Here is a 16476-nt window from a genome sequence, read left to right as displayed (position 1 = left end):
GTGGAGTGGTTCATTGACAATTTCCCCTACGTTGCAGAACTGACCGGATACCACCTGATTCAGGCAGTCCTTCCGCTGGTGTTCGGCGTCGCCATCGCGATCCCCGTGGCGCAGGCTGCCCGGCTGAGCAAACCTCTTCGCGGCATCATCCTCACCACGTCGGCACTGCTGTACACAGTGCCCTCGCTTGCGATGTTCGTGTTGCTTCCGCTGATTCTCGGCACCAAGGTTCTGGACATGCTGAACGTCATCGTCGCACTGACCATCTATGCGGTTGCGCTGCTGGTGCGATCAACGCTCGATGCGCTCAATTCGATTGACGACGGCGTGCGGCAGGCAGCAGTAGCGATGGGATTCACGCCGCTGCGCCGTTTTCTTACGGTTGACCTTCCGCTCTCACTCCCGGTCCTCTTCGCCGGTCTGCGGGTCATCTCGGTCACGAACATCTCGCTCGTCAGCGTGGGTGCGCTGATTGGGCTTCCGAGCCTGGGAACCCTGTTCACCGACGGGCTGTTCCGATCGTTCCCCACCGAAATAGTGATCGGGATTATCGTGACCCTGGTACTGGCGCTCGTCATGGACCTGATGCTCGTGGCGCTTGAACGGGTGCTTACGCCATGGGCACGCAACGTCAGGACGCCGGAACCGATGCTCATCACCAAAGAGACGCAGCTTTCGGTGGACGCCCCACGGGCAGGGAGCGCCTACTGATGGATTACTCCAGCAGCAATCTCCTGGTCCAGATGTTTGAGTGGCTCACGTTCGCCGCGAACTGGAGCGGACCGGCCGGTATCCCGGTACGAATCCTTGAGCACCTCGGTTACACCGGGCTGACCATTCTCATCGCCGCGGCCATTGCTGTGCCGATCGGGCTGGTGGTCGGACACACGGGAAAGGGGCGGGTCGTCATCGTCTCCGGCGTGGGCATCCTGCGCGCGCTGCCCACCCTCGGCGTCCTGATCCTGTTTGTCCTGCTGGCCGGCCTTGGGCTCATGCCGCCCATCTGGGCCCTGGTGCTGCTCGCCATACCGCCGATCCTCGCGGGCGTGTACGCCGGTATCTCGTCGGTGAATCCGGCGGTGGTGGACGCTGCACGCAGTATGGGGATGAACGAGTTGCAGGTACTGTTCCGCGTCGAACTGCCGAACGGGCTGCAGGTGATACTTGGCGGCTTCCGGGCCGCGGTGCTGCAGGTTGTCGCGACGGCCGCCGTCGTCGCCTTCATCAATCTCGGCGGGCTCGGAGTGTTCCTGATCGAGGGCACCCAGTTGCGCGACAACGGCCGCCTGTTCGGTGGGGCCGTCGTCATCGCCGTCGTGGCTATCGCCGTCGATGGCGTCATGGCGCTGCTACAAAAATTTGCCGTCTCGCCCGGCCTGCGGTCAGCCCGCGTGCCGGCGGAACCGTCAAAGACCGGTGGGCAGGAAGCCCACGCACGTTCACAAGGAGGAACACCATGACCATCTCATCCACGCGCAGCTTCCGGCGTGGCCTGCTCGGCCTCACCGCAGGTCTGACCGCGGCGCTCGCCCTGTCAGCGTGCGGTGCCAACTCAGATCCGCAGGGCGGCACCGAGAGTGAAGGCGCAGAGGGCACCAGCGGGCCGGTGACTGTAGGTTCTGCTGACTTCCCGGAGAGCCAGATCATCGCCGAAATCTATGCCGGCGCGCTCAACGCGGCCGGTATCGAGGCGGACACCCAGCCCAACATCGGATCCCGCGAGATTTATTACCAGGCGCTCGTGGACGGATCGGTGGACATCATTCCCGACTACAGCGGCAACCTGCTGCTGTTCCTCGATTCCGAGGCAACCGCGGAGTCCGCGGAGGACATCGTAGCGGCGCTGCCGGATGCGCTCGCGGCTGAGTCCCCGGACGTCAACCTCGGGGTGCTTGAGCCTTCCGAGGCTGAAGACAAGGACGCCATGGTGGTCACCGCCGCCACCGCCGAGAAGTACGGATTGACCTCGCTCGAGGACATGGCTGAGGTGTGCGACGAACTGGTCATTGGCGCCCCGGCCACGTTCGCCGAACGGGCGTACGGTCTGCCCGGACTTGAGGAGAACTACGGGTGCGTCCCGAAGTCCTTCGAAGCCATCAACGACGGCGGTGGTCCTGTGACGCTTGAGGCGCTCCTGAATGACACCATCCAGGTGGCGGACATCTTCACCACCACACCGTCAATCGCTGACAACGATCTGGTGGTGCTCGAAGACCCGGCCAACAACTTCATCGCCCAGCAGGTCCTGCCACTCGTGAACCTGGACACCGTCGGTGAAGACGCGCAGGCCGTCCTCAACGAGGTTTCCAGCGTCCTCACCACGGAGCACCTCATCGACCTCAACCGCGAGGTCAGCGGGGATGAGAAGCGTAACCCCGCTGACGCCGCCGCCGACTGGCTCGAGGAAAACGGCCTGGCAGGCGAGTAACGCCCTTCAGCCCGGGTCCGCTCAGTTGCCTTGATCACAATGCAGGGGCGCGGGCCCGGGCTATGGCATTCTTTGTTAATGGCCGAATTCAAGCAATCAGACAAGCTGCACAACGTCCTCTACGACATCAGGGGGCCGTTGCTTGAGCACGCCAAGCGCATGGAGGCGGAAGGCCACCGCATCCTTAAGCTGAACATCGGCAACCCGGCGCCTTTCGGGTTCGAGGCGCCCGATGCCATCCTCGTCGACATGATCCGGCACCTCCCCAAGGCCCAGGGATACAGCGATTCACGCGGAATTTTCTCCGCCCGCACGGCAGTGGTCCAGTACTACCAGAGCCGCGGCATCCAGAACATCGATGTGGATGACGTCTACCTGGGCAACGGCGTCAGCGAGCTGATCACCCTGTCACTGCAGGCCTTGCTGAACAACGGTGAAGAGATCCTGGTACCTACGCCGGACTACCCGCTCTGGACTGCGTCAGTGAGCCTCGCCGGAGGCACCGCCGTCCACTACCTGTGCGACGAAAGCAATTCCTGGTGGCCTGATGTCGAGGACATCGAGTCGAAGATTACCCCGCAGACTCGGGGCATCGTGCTGATCAATCCGAACAATCCCACCGGGGCCGTTTACCCGCGTTCTGTGATCAAGCAGATCGTGGATCTCGCCCGCCGCCATGACCTCATCATCTTCGCCGATGAGATTTACGAAAAGATTCTGTACGACGACGCCGTGCATGTGAATGCTGCGTCCGTCACCGGTGACGACGTGCTGTGTTTGACCTTCAGCGGGCTGTCGAAGGCCTACCGCATTGCCGGCTTCCGCAGCGGGTGGATGGCCATTTCCGGGCCGAAGCACCGTGCCGCTGACTACATCGAAGGCATCAACCTGCTGGCGAATATGCGTCTCTGCGCCAATGTCCCCGCTCAGCACGCAATTCAGACCGCGCTTGGCGGCTACCAGAGCATCAACGACCTGATCCTGCCTGGTGGACGCCTTCGCCAGCAGCGGGACAAGGCATACGAGCTGCTCAACGCCATCCCCGGCGTGTCCTGCGAACTGGCCAAGGGAGCCCTCTACCTTTTCCCGCGTCTGGATCCTGATGTTTATCCGATCAAGGACGACGAGCAGTTCGCGCTGGACCTTCTCAAGCAGCAGAAGATTCTGATCTCACACGGCACCGCATTCAACTGGATCAATCCGGATCACTTCCGGATGGTCACTCTGCCGAGCGTCAAGGACATCGAGGACGCAATCGGACGACTGGCGGAATTCCTGAGCACCTACAAGCCCTGACCTGCGCCCTGGCGGTGCCCGAACGAGGAGGTTCCATGCACACTGCTCCCAATTTCACTGTCTCTCCCACGCAGTCGCTGCTTGCGGGGCCCGATTTCGATCTTGCACGAATCGACCCTGCATCGACTCCCGGTTTCACTGGCGGGAAGCAGGAAGGGAAGGCTCGGCTCGCGGCGGGCACGGACCGGCTGTCCGAGCTGCAGGAAAAACTTTTCGCTGAGAGCCGCTTCGGCAGCGAGATCTCAGTGCTGTTGATCCTGCAGGCCATGGACACTGCGGGGAAGGGCGGCGTCGTCCGGCATGTCGTGGGTGCAGTGGATCCCCAGGGGGTTCAGCATCACGCCTTCAAGGCGCCTACGGTGGCGGAGCAGAAGCATGACTTCCTGTGGAGAATCCGGAAAGAGCTTCCCGGTCCGGGGATGATCGGTGTGTTCGACCGGTCGCATTACGAAGACGTCCTGATTCACCGGGTGCGTAAGCTGGCTGAACCCGAGGTGCTGAACGAGCGGTACGGGAAGATCCGGGAGTTTGAGGCCGGTCTGGTCGATTCGGGGACGCGGATCATCAAGGTGATGCTGCATCTGAGCAAAGATGAGCAGAAGAAGCGCCTGACGGAGCGGCTGGAGCGTAAGGACAAACACTGGAAATACAATCCCGGAGATCTTGCCGAGCGCGCCCTCTGGGACGACTACCAGCAGGCTTACCAGATAGCCATTGAGCGGACAAGCACCCCGGACACGCCTTGGTTCGTGGTTCCGGCGGATCGTAAGTGGTACGCCCGGATCGCCGTCCAGCAGTTACTGAGTGACACACTGGCGGGAATGCAGCTGAGCTGGCCCAAAGCCACATTCGACGTGGCAGGGGAGAAAGCGAAGCTCGCAGCCACCTGACTGCCAGCTATGGACCTGGCGGTTAGCTCTGAGGCGCGGCGGGCGAATCTGCCTGGTCACGGGACGCGGCGAGGCGCTTGCGCGCTCCCTCCAGCCATTGCTCGCAGTGATCCGCGAGGGCTTCGCCGCGCTCCCAAAGTGCCAGAGACTGCTCAAGGCTTACGCCGCCGGCTTCCAGTTGGCTGACCACCTTGACCAACTGCTCCCTCGCGTCCTCATAACTCAGCTCCGACACGTCTACCGACGCTGCAGCGGCGTTGGCTGCATTCTCGCTCATATCTGGTCCTCACTCTCGTGCGAATTGCTGTTGGACGCTGAACGGGCATTGAATCTACCGCCTGCGACCCTGATGCGTAGAAGAGAATCCTGCGGTGCCTGGTTTAGATCTCGCACAACTTCTCCGGCCTCGTTCTGAACGACTGCGTACCCGCGGTCGAGCGTGTTCTGCGGCGAAAGCGACCGGACGTGGGCCCGCAGGTGCGCTACACGGTCCGATTCCCTGGCCAGAGCACCTTCAATCGCCATCGTGCTGCGGTTGCGCAGCCGCACGAGGTCATCGTGGCGGACAGTCACCATTCCGCTGGGCTGGGCCAGGACCGGACGGGACTTCAGATGAGCCAACCGCTCTGTCTCGCGGGTCATCAATTGGTCGACGCACCGCCGCAATTGCCCCCTCGCCTGACGGATACGCTGCAGCTCCTCGGAGACGTCGGGGACAACCCGCTTGGCAGCGTCCGTGGGAGTGGAAGCACGGAGGTCGGCGACGTCGTCGAGCAGGGGATGGTCTGCCTCATGCCCGATAGCGCTGACCACCGGAGTGGTGGCGGCAGCCACAGCGCGTACGAGGTCCTCGTTGCTGAATGGAAGAAGATCCTCGAGCGAACCGCCGCCACGGGCGATGATGATGACATCCACCTCCGGCATCCGGTCGAGTTCGAGCAGCGCCGAGCGCACCTGCGAGACGGCATTGACGCCCTGCACGGCGACTTCACGTATTTCAAAATCGACCGCAGGCCAGCGTAAACGGGCGTTCCGAAGGACATCTTTCTCGGCGTCGGAATCCCGCCCGGTGATGAGGCCGATACGGTGAGGCAAAGCCGGTAGGGGGCGTTTGCGATGCGCAGCGAAAAGCCCTTCAGCCGCCAGATCCTGACGGAGGCGCTCGATCCGGGCGAGCAAATCGCCCAGACCGACCGGGCGAATATCCCACGCCTGCATGGACAGGCGTCCCGTCTTGACCCAGAAATCCGCCTTGAGCCGGGCGACAACCCGCGATCCGCGCTCCAACGGCATCGCGAGCCGGTCCATCACCGTTCCCCAGACCGTCAAGGACAGTGATATCTCCGCGTCAACATCACGAAGGGTGACGAAGCACATGGTCCCACGTTTGTTCAGCTCAATGACCTGACCCTCAACCCAGGCGGCGGGAGCGCGCTCAATGTGGGCCTTCAACTTCTCCGAGAGCACGTGGAGCGGCCATGGGCGCTCAGCGGATGTCTCAGCTGCTGTCTCAGGGAGTGTGGATGGGTCCCCGGGGTTAGGCGGGCCGGCTGCGACCACGGTGCCCAAGAAAGCGCCGTCGTGGTTCATCAAATACCGCATCCTCCCGAAACAACCCGCTTTGCAGTCCGAGTTCACGAACGCTGCTTCTCGCAGCGCCGCCGGCTGCGGGGCTTCATCACTAGTTAATGTTTATCAGGTACCCCTGACAACGGTGGCACCGGACGGCCGCATGTGCAGGAGCAGAGCGCCACAAGGCAGGCGGCATAGGGCGGGTGCTGCGGCGAGGTAAGCAGGGGTCATAATCGAAGAATTGTCGATCAACGGAACGGGAGCCGATGAGAACCGCCGGTTCGGCCTTCTTTGCCCTGTTAGCCCTCCTGTTCGGTGCGGTGGCGCTGCCGAGTGCGTGGGTCGCCTTGAACGTGGCTGCAGAGGAGGGGTTCGTTCAACTGACGTCGCCGCTCGCCAGTAACCCGGAGTTCACGGGCGCCCTCGCCGACGCGCTGTCCGAAGAGAGCATCTCGGGCGTCGAACTCCCGCCGGAGATGGCGGAAGCAGCCCAACCTGTCGTGAGGGATGTCGCGCTGGGCATCACCCAATTGCCCGGCTTCACAGAGGCGTGGCAGGAGACCCTTGGACGCTCGCATGACCTGACGTTCACGGCTGAGGCTCAGCCGCCGAACGACCCCGTGGGACGGGCATTGTTTACGCTCGACGTCGCACCGTTGGTGGGTCTGGTGAGCTCCGAGATCGGCGGACAGTTCGGGGTCGACGTGCCTGTTCCTGAACAGGTGCCTGTAGCGGTCGGCGGAACGGACCGATTCGACGTCGTCGATCGCATGGAGACAGCCGCGGCGCTGTGGCCGGTGCTTGCTCTCGCCGCTGGCGTTGGCGCAGTCATCGCCCTCGCGCTCGCACGCCGTCGGAGCACGACGACTGCATTGCTCGGTCTCGGGGTGTTGATGATCGGGGCGGCGCTGTGGCTCGCCGCCGGCTTGGCTCCTGTTTCTGTGGACCGGGTTGCCGTGGGAGGAGCCGTGGCGGACGTGTTCATGGTTGCTCTCGTTACACGGGCTGCAACTGACTTCCAGGAGTGGTGTCTGGCAGCCGTTGCCGCGGGAATCCTGTTGACGGTTGCGGGCACTGTGGGCCGTCTGTTGAGTGGCTCCCGAAGATAGACCGTGCTGAGAGCCGACCACGCTCGGCTCTCAGCGGACAGGCCCGCGCGCCCGCCGAACCGGTGAGTCCGGGCCGTTAGCATGGAGTTATGTCTTTAACAGCTGTATCCGTGCCTATGCCGATGGTGCCCCGCAAGCGTCGCTCACCGGAAGAGGTACACGCCGCTGCGCCGGTTGCGGGAACTCGGAGAGTTCTTCTTGCGGCTCCTCGGGGGTACTGTGCCGGCGTGGATCGGGCCGTTATCGCTGTTGAGAAGGCACTGGCCCACTATGGCCCGCCGGTTTATGTGCGGAAGCAGATCGTTCACAACCTGCACGTGGTGTCGACGCTTGAGGAGAAGGGCGCGGTCTTCGTCGAGGACACAGATGAAGTTCCTGAAGGCGCGCTGGTGGTGTTTTCCGCACACGGTGTTTCTCCTGCGGTGGTCCAGTCCGCAGAGGAGCGGAATCTCCGGACCATCGACGCAACCTGCCCTCTGGTGACAAAGGTCCACCGTGAAGCAGTGCGCTTTGCGCGCGATGATTTTGACATCCTCCTGATCGGCCACGACGGGCACGAGGAAGTAGAAGGAACCGCCGGTGAAGCGCCCGACCATATCCAGATTGTGAACGGCCCGGAGGACGTTGACTCTGTGACGGTCCGTGACCCGAGCAAGGTGATTTGGCTGTCGCAGACGACGCTCAGCGTTGACGAAACGATGGAGACTGTGGCGCTGCTCAAAAAGCGGTTCCCCACTCTGCAGGATCCGCCAAGCGACGACATCTGCTATGCAACCTCAAATCGCCAGGCGGCGATCAAGAAGATTGCACCCGAAGCGGATCTCGTGATCGTTGTGGGCTCGGCGAACTCCTCCAACTCGGTGCGTCTTGTCGAAGTGGCGCTTGAATATGGGGCAAAGGCATCACACCGGGTGGACTTCGCCAATGAGGTGGATGAATCCTGGTTCGAAGGAGTGTCCACCGTCGGTGTGACGTCCGGTGCCTCCGTACCGGAGAACCTGGTGAAGGACGTGCTTCGTCTGCTTGCCGATTACGGATACGCGGATGTCGAGGAAGTAGTCACCGCGGAGGAAGACATCATCTTCTCGCTTCCGAAGGAAATACGTGCAGCGTTGAAGGCCATGGGTGACCCCTCCAGTGGACTGGGAGGACGCGGGCAGCGCCCCACCTCCTGAGTTCATCTCTGTGAGTTATCGCTGACGCGGCTCCCTTATGCAGATTGCTCCACAGGCGCCGCCTCGGACCTGGAGTCAATGAGTTCCGGTGCACTGAGCAGGCGCGGCGTCGTCTCCACCGCCTTCGTTGTGAGCCCCGGATCCTGGTCATCGGTCTCGAAAGCGTTGATTCTGCGGGCGGTCGGCAACACTCTCGACTCGAGGGTGCCGACGAACGAGTTGTACTTTTCCACCGAGCTCTTGAGCGAAGTGCCGAGGCGCGTGATGTGTGAACCCATGGTGCCCAACCGCTCGTACAGCTCCCGTGAGAGGTCGTACAGTTCCTTGGCGTTCTCGGTCAGGACGTCCTGGCGCCAGCTGAATGCAACGCCCTTCAGGATGGCGAGCAAGGAAACGGGGGAAGCCAGCACCACATTGCGGCTGAAGGCATAGTCCAGAAGGCCAGGATCCGTTTGCAGCGCGCTGGACAGCACGGACTCAAGCGGTATGAAGCACACGACAAGGTCGGGGGAGTTGTCAGTGCCCTCCCAGTACTTCTTCCGCGCGAGTGCGTCCACGTGGGCCCTGACTGCTTTCACATGCTGGGACAGTAGCTCCCGACGGCGACCTTCCTCGAAGGCGCCTTGCCCCTGATCGTCTGTCGACGGGTGGGACTGGGCCTCCAGATAAGCGTCCAGGGGTACCTTGGAATCCACGACGATCTGCTTGTTGCCCGGTAGTTGGATGATCATGTCCGGGCGGGCGGTGTTCGATGCCCCCTCCCGGGAGGCAATGGTGAGCGTGGCCTGTTCATGGAAGTCCACCCGGGGAAGCATGCCCGCGGATTCGACGATTCGCCTCAACTGCACCTCGCCCCACTGGCCGCGGGTTGTGGTGCTGCGCAGGGCAGAGGCAAGCGAATGGGTAGTGGACAGCAGCTTCGAATCGGACAGCTGTGCTTCCTGCAACTGCTGGGCAAGCTGCCCAAATTGCTGGGCGCGCTCCCGCTCCAGTTGGCCCACATGGGCCTGGACCTGGCCGAGTTTGTCGGCGAGCGGAGCGATGGCACGCAGAACCGACTGATCATGACCGGACTGTTCCATAAGCTGCCTGTTCTGCGCCTGCAGGATCCTGTTTTCCGCCTCAGCAGCCGCGCGGGCGGAAACGGCAGTACCCAGCCGGGTACCGGCGTCGTCCACTTCATTCCGCAGCCCCGTAAGGACCGGTCGGATCAGCGCAACTGCGACACCTGCTCCGACAATGAGACCAATGACCGCGGCAAGAACTACGAAGAGAAGAGTGAATCCGTCCATGATTCAACCTTCGCAGGCGCCTCTGACATTTTCGGAGAGCCCGGGGCCGGGAGCGGGCGCGCCGCGTGCGGCAACGCGACGGTAGACTGTTATCCCGTGGCTCTTACTATTGGCATCGTCGGACTGCCCAACGTCGGCAAATCAACCCTCTTCAACGCTCTCACCAGGAACAGCGTCCTGGCTGCGAACTACCCGTTCGCAACGATCGAGCCCAACGTTGGAGTAGTGAACCTGCCGGATCCGCGCCTCGGGCAGCTTGCTGAATTGTTCAGTTCACAGCGGGTGCTGCCGGCAACGGTCTCGTTCGTGGATATCGCGGGGATCGTCAAGGGCGCCTCGGAAGGGGAAGGGCTCGGTAACCAGTTCCTCGCAAATATTCGGGAGGCTGAAGCGATCGCCCAGGTAGTGCGCGTGTTTGATGATCCCGACGTCGTGCATGTGGACGGTGCGGTGAACCCTGTCTCGGACATGGAGACCATCAACACGGAACTGATTCTCGCCGACCTTCAGACGCTTGAGAAGGCGATTCCGCGCGTGGAAAAGGAAGTCAAGATCAAGAAGCGCGAGGCCGCGCAGCTTTCCGCGATGCAGGCGGCGCAGGCTGTTCTTGAGCGCGGCGACACCATCTTCTCTTCCATCGCCAAAGACAAGCTGGAGGTGGAGCACCTCCGAGAGCTGAGCCTTCTTACGGCCAAGCCTTTCATCTATGTGTTCAACGCTGACGACTCGGTGCTGGGGAACGAGGAGCGTCAGAGCGAACTCCGTGCGCTGGTCGAACCCGCGGACTGCATCTTCCTCGACGCCAAGCTCGAGGCAGACCTGGTCGAGCTCGATCCCGAGGAAGCGCGGGAGATGCTGGAGATGAACGGCCAGGAAGAATCCGGCCTCGACCAGCTTGCCCGAGTCGGCTTCCACACGCTTGGGCTGCAAACCTATCTGACTGCCGGTCCGAAGGAAGCCCGCGCCTGGACCATCCGCAAGGGCGCCACCGCACCGGAGGCGGCAGGCGTGATTCACTCTGACTTTCAGAGGGGTTTCATCAAGGCTGAGGTTGTCTCCTTCCAGGATCTGGTGGCTGCTGGTTCCATGGCCGAAGCCAAGTCCCGCGGCAAGGTACGGATTGAAGGCAAGGAATACGTCATGGCCGACGGCGACGTGGTGGAGTTCCGCTTCAACGTCTAGGGGCTTTCTGCCGCGGAACTGCTTGGATCACGGGACGTCCCAACCCAGGCGGCCGTTTCTTTACTGTGCCCACGTAAGCAAATTTGGTTGCATCTCGGTAACAACCGTCACCACCCTTCCCTTTGGATACCTACCGGTAACAAATACCGCCTAAGCTTTTCTTCATGTGAGGCACGCCACTTTGACCATCAAAGTGCGTGTCAGTCCTTTGTAAAACCATGAAGGACATCTTCCACAACATGAAACAAGGAGGCGGAATGCGTTTCGGACGTACTTCCAAAGCCGTAGGTGTGGCAGCAGTTGCTGCACTTGCACTGAGCGCCTGCGCCGAGAGCGGCGGCGGCGAAGATCCGGGCACAGGGGGCGGGGGCGAAGCTTCCGGTGGCACAGTCACCGTTGCCGAAGTCAACCCGTTCAGCTCGTTCAACTCCGACACCGCCGTAGGCAATGTTGATATCAACAACAAGGTGGCGCTGCTCACAACGAATGACTTCAACTACATCAACAGCGACCTCGAAGTAGTTCCGCGCGAGGAGTTCGGAACCTACGAGGTTGTCTCTGAGGATCCGCTCACAGTCACGTACACGGTTAACGAAGGCGTTACCTGGTCTGACGGTGAGCCGGTGGATGCAGATGACCTGCTTCTTTCCTGGGCATCCACCTCGGCATACTTCGACGACGAATCAGACCCGGACCCTGAGGTGGAAGGCGACGAAACCGGAACCACCTACTTCTCCGCTGCCTCAACCGCCGGCCTCGACCTGACAGAGATGCCCGAGCTGGGTGAAGACGGACGCTCGATCACTCTGGTCTACTCCGAGCCCTACGCGGACTGGGAGATCGCCTTCGGCGTCACCGACACCCCGGCGCATGTCGTCGCTACCAATGCGGGCCTCGCTGACGGTGATGCCCTCATCGAAGCGATCCAGAACGCACCGGAAGGGGATCCTGAGAATCCGCAGGAACGTCCGGAGATCTCCGCTATCGCGGATTTCTGGAACACGGGCTTTGACTCCACGAGCCTCCCGAGCGACCCGGCTCTCTATCTCTCGAACGGTCCTTACGTCGTTTCCGAGATGGTGCCGGATCAGTCGATGACCCTGGTTCGCAACGAGGACTACAACTGGGGACCGATCCCTGCAATCGACGAAATCACCATCCGTTACATCGGTGATGCGAACGCACAGGTTCAGGCTCTTCAGAACGGTGAAGTCGACATCATCCAGCCTCAGGCTTCGGCTGACACGCTGACGTCGCTGGAAGCCATCGACGGTGTCGAAATCCTGCAGGGCCCTGAGCTCTCCTTCGACCACCTGGACCTGTACCAGGAGGGTGGAGTCTTTGCTGACGAGAACGTCCGCAAGGCCTTCATGAAGACCGTTCCGCTTGAGCAGATCGTTGATGCAACGATTCGTCCGCTTGATCCGGAGTCCGGTCCCCGCATGTCCCAGATCTTCGACTTCGGCACCGAACCTTACCTGGCGGCAGTCGAAGAAAACGGATCGTCCGAGTACGCCGAAGTTGATATCGAGGGCGCCAAGGAACTGCTCGATGGTGCAACTCCAGAAGTTCGCATCATGTACAACGCAGAGAATCCGAACCGCGTCGATGCTTACACCCTTATCGCCGAGAGTGCCGAGCAGGCCGGTTTCCGGGTTGTTGACGTCGGTCTCCCCGGCGCTGAGTGGGGACCCGCGCTTGAAGAAGGCGGCGCCCGTTGGGACGCCACCATCTTCGGCTGGATCAGCCCTGGTGTCGGCGTGACCGGTGTGCCGCAGCTCTACGGTTGCGGCTCCGCCTCGAACTACGTTCAGTGGTGTGATGAAGAGGCGCAGGAGGCCATGGATGAGCTGATCCTGACCACCGATCTGGCCGAGCAGCAGGAACTGCAGACTCTCGTCGACACCCGTCTCTACGAGACCGGCTTCGGCCTGCCGCTGTTCCAGTCTGTCGGTATCAACGGTGTGAGCGATCGCATCGAAGGAACCGAGTACATGTCCAACCAGGACGGCATCTGGTGGAACTACTGGGAGTGGACCGTAGCGGAGTAATCGCTGACGGCGATGTAACCGTTCGAAACTGAGATCAGGAAGCGCCGGGGTCACTACGTGCTCCGGCGCTTCCTGACGTTTCAGGCGAATTCGAGCCACGCACACTGATTGGGAAAGCCCAAATTTCCGTTCAACGTGACCTGAATTACGCTCGTTTATGACCTCCCGGCTCCGTCCGGGTCCAACCGGGGAGATCCCGGACGCTCAACTCTGAGGCTGACAAATAATGCTGACGTATATCGTTCGGCGGCTGATCGTCGCTGTACTCATACTTCTTGGCGCGTCTTTTCTCGTATACGTCCTGACAGCGGTGTCAGGCGATCCACTCGCGGATCTTAGGGAAAGCAACGCGCCGAACAGGGACCAACTCATAGCGTTTCGCACAGATCTGCTGAACCTCGATGTCCCACCGGTCCTGCGCTACTTCGCATGGCTTGGGGGAGCGGCTGGCTGCCTGGTCCCCTTTGCAGCAACCTGCGACCTTGGCAACGCCATCAATGGTGCGGAAGTAACGCAGCTCCTTGAACGGGCGATGGGACAAACCATCCTACTCGTCACCGCTGCGACCATCCTCGCAATCCTGATCGGTATCACTCTCGGGATCATCACCGCCCTCCGCCAGTACAGTGGGCTGGACTACGGCGTCACCTTCATGGCGTTCCTCTTCTTCTCACTACCGATCTTCTGGGTGGCAGTTCTGTTGAAGGAGTACGGGGCAATCAGCTTCAACGATTTCCTCCGGGAGCCGGATATCTCACTGTTTGCGCTGATCGTGTGTGGATTACTCACCGCTTTCCTCTTCTATCTGGTGTCGGTGGGAAACCTGAAGAAGCGGCTTCTGACTGCCGCCGTCGGGTTTGCTTTCGCAGTCGCGCTGCTGTGGACTCTGGATGCATTGGGATGGTTCCTTACCCCAGGATTCGGACCAGTCGTCATCGCCATCATCGGTGTGGGTCTCGCCTACGGTGTAACGCTTCTGTCCGCCGGCCTGAAGAACCGCAAGGCTCTGTACAGTTCGCTCATTGTCGTGGGAATCGGCATGGTGGCTTACTTTGCGGTTCAGCCGTTGCTGGACCGTGCCACCGGTCTGATGATCTTCCTGCTGGCTGTCGCTACCGTCCTGGTGGGTGTCGCCGTGGGCCACTTCATGGGTGGATACGACCGGCGCCAGAACATGACCGCAGCCGGGCTGACCGCCTTCCTCATGGGATTCTTCATCCTTCTTGACCGCTTTATGCAGGCCTGGCCCGCCTACTTCGACAACAGCCGCATCCGGGGGCGTCCAATCGCCACCATCGGGTCCTCAACTCCGAATCTTCAGGGCGATTTCTGGATTCTTGGTCTCGACACCTTCACCCATCTGCTTCTTCCGACCATTGCCCTGATGCTGATTTCGCTGGCCGGTTACAGCCGGTACTCCCGCGCCTCGATGCTCGAGATCATGAACCAGGACTACATCCGCACGGCCCGGGCGAAGGGTCTGGGCGAACGAACGGTGGTCATGCGGCACGCGTTCCGTAACGCACTGATTCCGCTGGCTACCCTCGTTGCCTTCGACATCGGTGGCCTGATTGGCGGAGCAATCATCACCGAACAGGTATTCGCATTCAGCGGTATGGGCCAGCTTTTCGTCGGTGCACTGCGCGTAGTGGACCTGAACCCGGTCATGGGCGTATTCCTCATCACCGGCATTCTGGCATTGGTCTTCAACCTAGTCGCTGACCTTGTCTATTCCGTCCTCGATCCGCGCGTAAGGGTGAAAGCATGAGCACACGAATCGGCGAAAGCACAAAAGTTGCCGAGAACGAGACGAAGGGACTCAGCCAGGGACAAATAGTCCGGAAGCGGTTCCTGGGGCACACCGCGGCGGTCATCAGCATGGTGGTATTCCTCGCGGTCGTGGTGCTGGCCTTTACTTCCATCGGGTATGCCGGCATACCCGGGTGGTGGAAATGGAACTATGTCGAGACACCCAGCCTGGCAACCCCGAACGGTGCACCGACCTGGACGTTGCCCTTCGACTTCGGAGATCACCCGTTTGGCCAGGACCGTGTAGGACGCGACCTGTTTGCCATGACGATGCGTGGGGCCCAACTGTCCCTCATCATCATGTTCATCATCGGGGCGATCGGTGCCGTCATCGGAGTGGTCGTCGGTGGTGTATCCGGCTATTTCCGGGGATGGATCGAGGCAGTTCTGATGCGTCTCACCGACGTCATTATCATCATCCCCCTGCTGATCCTGGCTGCCGTACTTGGCACGGTGGGTAATGAGCTCGCGGGTAGGGGCACCTTCTTCAATGCGATCTTCGGCGGCAGCGCCGGAATCATCCTGCTCGGAGTCTTCATCGGTCTGGTGATCTGGACGGGCCTCGCCCGGCTTGTCCGCGGCGAGTTCCTTTCCCTCCGCGAGCGCGAGTTCGTCGATGCAGCCCGGATCGCAGGGGCATCGAACGCGCGGATCATCTTTAAGCACATCCTGCCGAATGCCGTCGGCGTCATCATCGTGAACACCACCCTCGTGATGGCGTCAGCGATCCTTCTCGAGTCCGGTCTGTCCTTCCTCGGACTGGGTGTCCAGCCGCCGGACATCTCGCTGGGCAACCTGATCAGCCAGAACCAGGCCGCTTTCGCAACCCGTCCCTGGCTGTTCTGGTGGCCGGGTCTGTTCATCGTCGTGATCTGCCTGTCGATCAACTTCATCGGCGACGGTCTCCGCGATGCTTTTGACCCGAGGCAGAAGAAGTTCAACGCGAAGAAGGCCGCTGAGCCAAAGAAGCCGGCCTGATGACCAGTTTCAGTACCCGGGGGATGCGTAGCGTCTGCCGTACGCGAGGCGCCGGCCTGCTGTCACTGCAGAGCGAAAGTGAACACGCTCAGCAGCAGCAGGCCGGCGACCACGCTCAGCGGCAGCCAGTTGATCCGCCGTTCCACCCGAGCGAAGTCTGTAGCGTCCACGTCGATCAGGCCCTTTTCGACCTGGCGCTCCCACTCCGAACGGACCAGCAGGGCTGCGAGACCGGAGTCGGTGTTGCTGAGGTCTCCAGGGCGGACGCTACCGCCGGCGCCGTAACTGGAGCTCGGCAGGTTCTGCATGTTCTCAGGTTTCCCCGCATGTGCTCCTCGGACTCCGGGGGCGGGGGCTGCCCAGGCGGTATAGCTTCCGCTGGGCGTGATCAGCTTGAGCGCATACTTTGTGTCGACGTGAATAAGACCTGCCCAGGGCACGTCGACGGTCCTGGTGGGATTACGGAGCTGAACCCCGTCCGGTCCGACGATCACGGCCGGATACCAGAACAGCCACCAGGCGATAGCCGCGACGGCCAGCAGCGGGGAAGCCGCGGCAAGTGCCTCCAGCCCCGACGAAACGATGGAGCTCGCGAGCCCCACGCCCACGATGATGCAGGCAATCACCAGAATCCAACGGCTGCTGCGGGGACGAAAGACGGTGGTCCGAGTGGGACCGGTCAGCGAGTTCATAC

At 61.6% G+C, this 16476-nt stretch carries 15 protein-coding genes; 11 read left to right on the top strand and 4 right to left on the bottom strand.

Annotated features, from left to right (window positions below):
• From M1D74_RS11490 to M1D74_RS11470, 5 genes are all read left to right on the top strand, one after another.
• Window positions 1–711: an ABC transporter permease gene (locus M1D74_RS11490; protein ID WP_458115398.1), complete on the top strand. Its 711-nt coding sequence runs from the start codon at window positions 1–3 to the stop codon at window positions 709–711.
• Window positions 711–1460 (top strand): ABC transporter permease, encoded by a 750-nt coding sequence (locus M1D74_RS11485; RefSeq protein WP_458115397.1) that lies wholly within the window; start codon window positions 711–713, stop codon window positions 1458–1460. Before M1D74_RS11490 ends, M1D74_RS11485 begins: the two co-directional genes overlap by 1 nt.
• Window positions 1457–2428, top strand: a complete 972-nt coding sequence (locus tag M1D74_RS11480; protein ID WP_309071474.1) for an ABC transporter substrate-binding protein — start codon at window positions 1457–1459, stop codon at window positions 2426–2428. The genes M1D74_RS11485 and M1D74_RS11480 overlap by 4 nt, the downstream gene beginning before the upstream one ends.
• Window positions 2429–2506: 78 nt before the next feature.
• Window positions 2507–3724: a pyridoxal phosphate-dependent aminotransferase gene (locus M1D74_RS11475; protein WP_309071473.1), complete on the top strand. Its 1218-nt coding sequence runs from the start codon at window positions 2507–2509 to the stop codon at window positions 3722–3724.
• A gap of 35 nt (window positions 3725–3759) precedes the next feature.
• Window positions 3760–4614 (top strand): polyphosphate kinase 2 family protein, encoded by an 855-nt coding sequence (locus M1D74_RS11470; RefSeq protein ID WP_458115396.1) that lies wholly within the window; start codon window positions 3760–3762, stop codon window positions 4612–4614.
• Between the two features lie 22 nt (window positions 4615–4636).
• Here M1D74_RS11470 and M1D74_RS11465 read toward each other — a convergent pair whose 3' ends face one another.
• Window positions 4637–4891: an exodeoxyribonuclease VII small subunit gene (locus tag M1D74_RS11465; RefSeq protein WP_309071471.1), complete on the bottom strand. Its 255-nt coding sequence runs from the start codon at window positions 4889–4891 to the stop codon at window positions 4637–4639.
• Complete coding sequence (gene xseA / locus M1D74_RS11460; protein ID WP_458115395.1) at window positions 4888–6204, bottom strand: exodeoxyribonuclease VII large subunit; 1317 nt, start codon at window positions 6202–6204, stop codon at window positions 4888–4890. The genes M1D74_RS11465 and xseA overlap by 4 nt, the downstream gene beginning before the upstream one ends.
• Window positions 6205–6452: 248 nt before the next feature.
• On the opposite strand from xseA, the gene M1D74_RS11455 reads away from it, so the two are divergent.
• Both M1D74_RS11455 and M1D74_RS11450 read left to right on the top strand, forming a co-directional pair.
• Window positions 6453–7295 (top strand): hypothetical protein, encoded by an 843-nt coding sequence (locus M1D74_RS11455; protein WP_458115394.1) that lies wholly within the window; start codon window positions 6453–6455, stop codon window positions 7293–7295.
• An 89-nt stretch (window positions 7296–7384) separates the two neighbouring features.
• The gene (locus M1D74_RS11450) at window positions 7385–8470 is read left to right on the top strand and encodes a 4-hydroxy-3-methylbut-2-enyl diphosphate reductase (RefSeq protein ID WP_309071468.1); all 1086 of its coding nucleotides are present in this window, start codon (window positions 7385–7387) and stop codon (window positions 8468–8470) included.
• Between the two features lie 35 nt (window positions 8471–8505).
• Here the strand turns inward: M1D74_RS11450 and M1D74_RS11445 are convergent, their stop codons facing one another.
• Entirely contained in the window at window positions 8506–9762 is a 1257-nt protein-coding gene (locus M1D74_RS11445; protein WP_309071467.1) for a DNA recombination protein RmuC, read from the bottom strand.
• Window positions 9763–9858: 96 nt separating this feature from the next.
• On the opposite strand from M1D74_RS11445, the gene ychF reads away from it, so the two are divergent.
• The 4 genes from ychF to M1D74_RS11425 all read left to right on the top strand — a co-directional run bounded on the left by ychF (window position 9859) and on the right by M1D74_RS11425 (window position 15782).
• Complete coding sequence (gene ychF, locus M1D74_RS11440) at window positions 9859–10944, top strand: redox-regulated ATPase YchF (RefSeq protein WP_458115393.1); 1086 nt, start codon at window positions 9859–9861, stop codon at window positions 10942–10944.
• Window positions 10945–11201: 257 nt separating this feature from the next.
• Window positions 11202–12995: an ABC transporter family substrate-binding protein gene (locus M1D74_RS11435; protein ID WP_458115392.1), complete on the top strand. Its 1794-nt coding sequence runs from the start codon at window positions 11202–11204 to the stop codon at window positions 12993–12995.
• 226 nt (window positions 12996–13221) lie between these two features.
• Window positions 13222–14763, top strand: coding sequence for an ABC transporter permease (locus M1D74_RS11430; RefSeq protein WP_309071464.1), 1542 nt, complete (start codon window positions 13222–13224; stop codon window positions 14761–14763).
• Window positions 14760–15782: an ABC transporter permease gene (locus M1D74_RS11425; protein ID WP_309071463.1), complete on the top strand. Its 1023-nt coding sequence runs from the start codon at window positions 14760–14762 to the stop codon at window positions 15780–15782. Before M1D74_RS11430 ends, M1D74_RS11425 begins: the two co-directional genes overlap by 4 nt.
• 62 nt (window positions 15783–15844) lie before the next feature.
• Here the strand turns inward: M1D74_RS11425 and M1D74_RS11420 are convergent, their stop codons facing one another.
• Window positions 15845–16474 carry a PH domain-containing protein gene (locus M1D74_RS11420; RefSeq protein ID WP_458115391.1) on the bottom strand — a complete coding sequence of 210 codons (630 nt, stop codon included), beginning with the start codon at window positions 16472–16474 and terminating at the stop codon, window positions 15845–15847.
• Between the last annotated feature and the right edge of the window lie 2 nt (window positions 16475–16476).

This window comes from Arthrobacter sp. D2-10 (genome assembly GCF_054161285.1).
This window is presented reverse-complemented; position numbering and strand designations above follow the sequence as displayed.

Excerpts from the sequence above, each read along its gene's own strand:
- M1D74_RS11480 (WP_309071474.1), top strand. The coding sequence starts at position 1,457 with ATGACCATCTCATCCACGCGCAGCTTCCGGCGTGGCCTGCTCGGCCTC.
- M1D74_RS11425 (WP_309071463.1), top strand. The coding sequence starts at position 14,760 with ATGAGCACACGAATCGGCGAAAGCACAAAAGTTGCCGAGAACGAGACG.
- M1D74_RS11475 (WP_309071473.1), top strand. The coding sequence starts at position 2,507 with ATGGCCGAATTCAAGCAATCAGACAAGCTGCACAACGTCCTCTACGAC.
- M1D74_RS11420 (WP_458115391.1), bottom strand. The coding sequence starts at position 16,474 with ATGAACTCGCTGACCGGTCCCACTCGGACCACCGTCTTTCGTCCCCGC.
- M1D74_RS11465 (WP_309071471.1), bottom strand. The coding sequence starts at position 4,891 with ATGAGCGAGAATGCAGCCAACGCCGCTGCAGCGTCGGTAGACGTGTCG.
- M1D74_RS11455 (WP_458115394.1), top strand. The coding sequence starts at position 6,453 with ATGAGAACCGCCGGTTCGGCCTTCTTTGCCCTGTTAGCCCTCCTGTTC.
- M1D74_RS11470 (WP_458115396.1), top strand. The coding sequence starts at position 3,760 with ATGCACACTGCTCCCAATTTCACTGTCTCTCCCACGCAGTCGCTGCTT.
- M1D74_RS11430 (WP_309071464.1), top strand. The coding sequence starts at position 13,222 with ATGCTGACGTATATCGTTCGGCGGCTGATCGTCGCTGTACTCATACTT.
- M1D74_RS11445 (WP_309071467.1), bottom strand. The coding sequence starts at position 9,762 with ATGGACGGATTCACTCTTCTCTTCGTAGTTCTTGCCGCGGTCATTGGT.
- M1D74_RS11485 (WP_458115397.1), top strand. The coding sequence starts at position 711 with ATGGATTACTCCAGCAGCAATCTCCTGGTCCAGATGTTTGAGTGGCTC.
- M1D74_RS11435 (WP_458115392.1), top strand. The coding sequence starts at position 11,202 with ATGCGTTTCGGACGTACTTCCAAAGCCGTAGGTGTGGCAGCAGTTGCT.
- M1D74_RS11450 (WP_309071468.1), top strand. The coding sequence starts at position 7,385 with ATGTCTTTAACAGCTGTATCCGTGCCTATGCCGATGGTGCCCCGCAAG.
- xseA (WP_458115395.1), bottom strand. The coding sequence starts at position 6,204 with ATGAACCACGACGGCGCTTTCTTGGGCACCGTGGTCGCAGCCGGCCCG.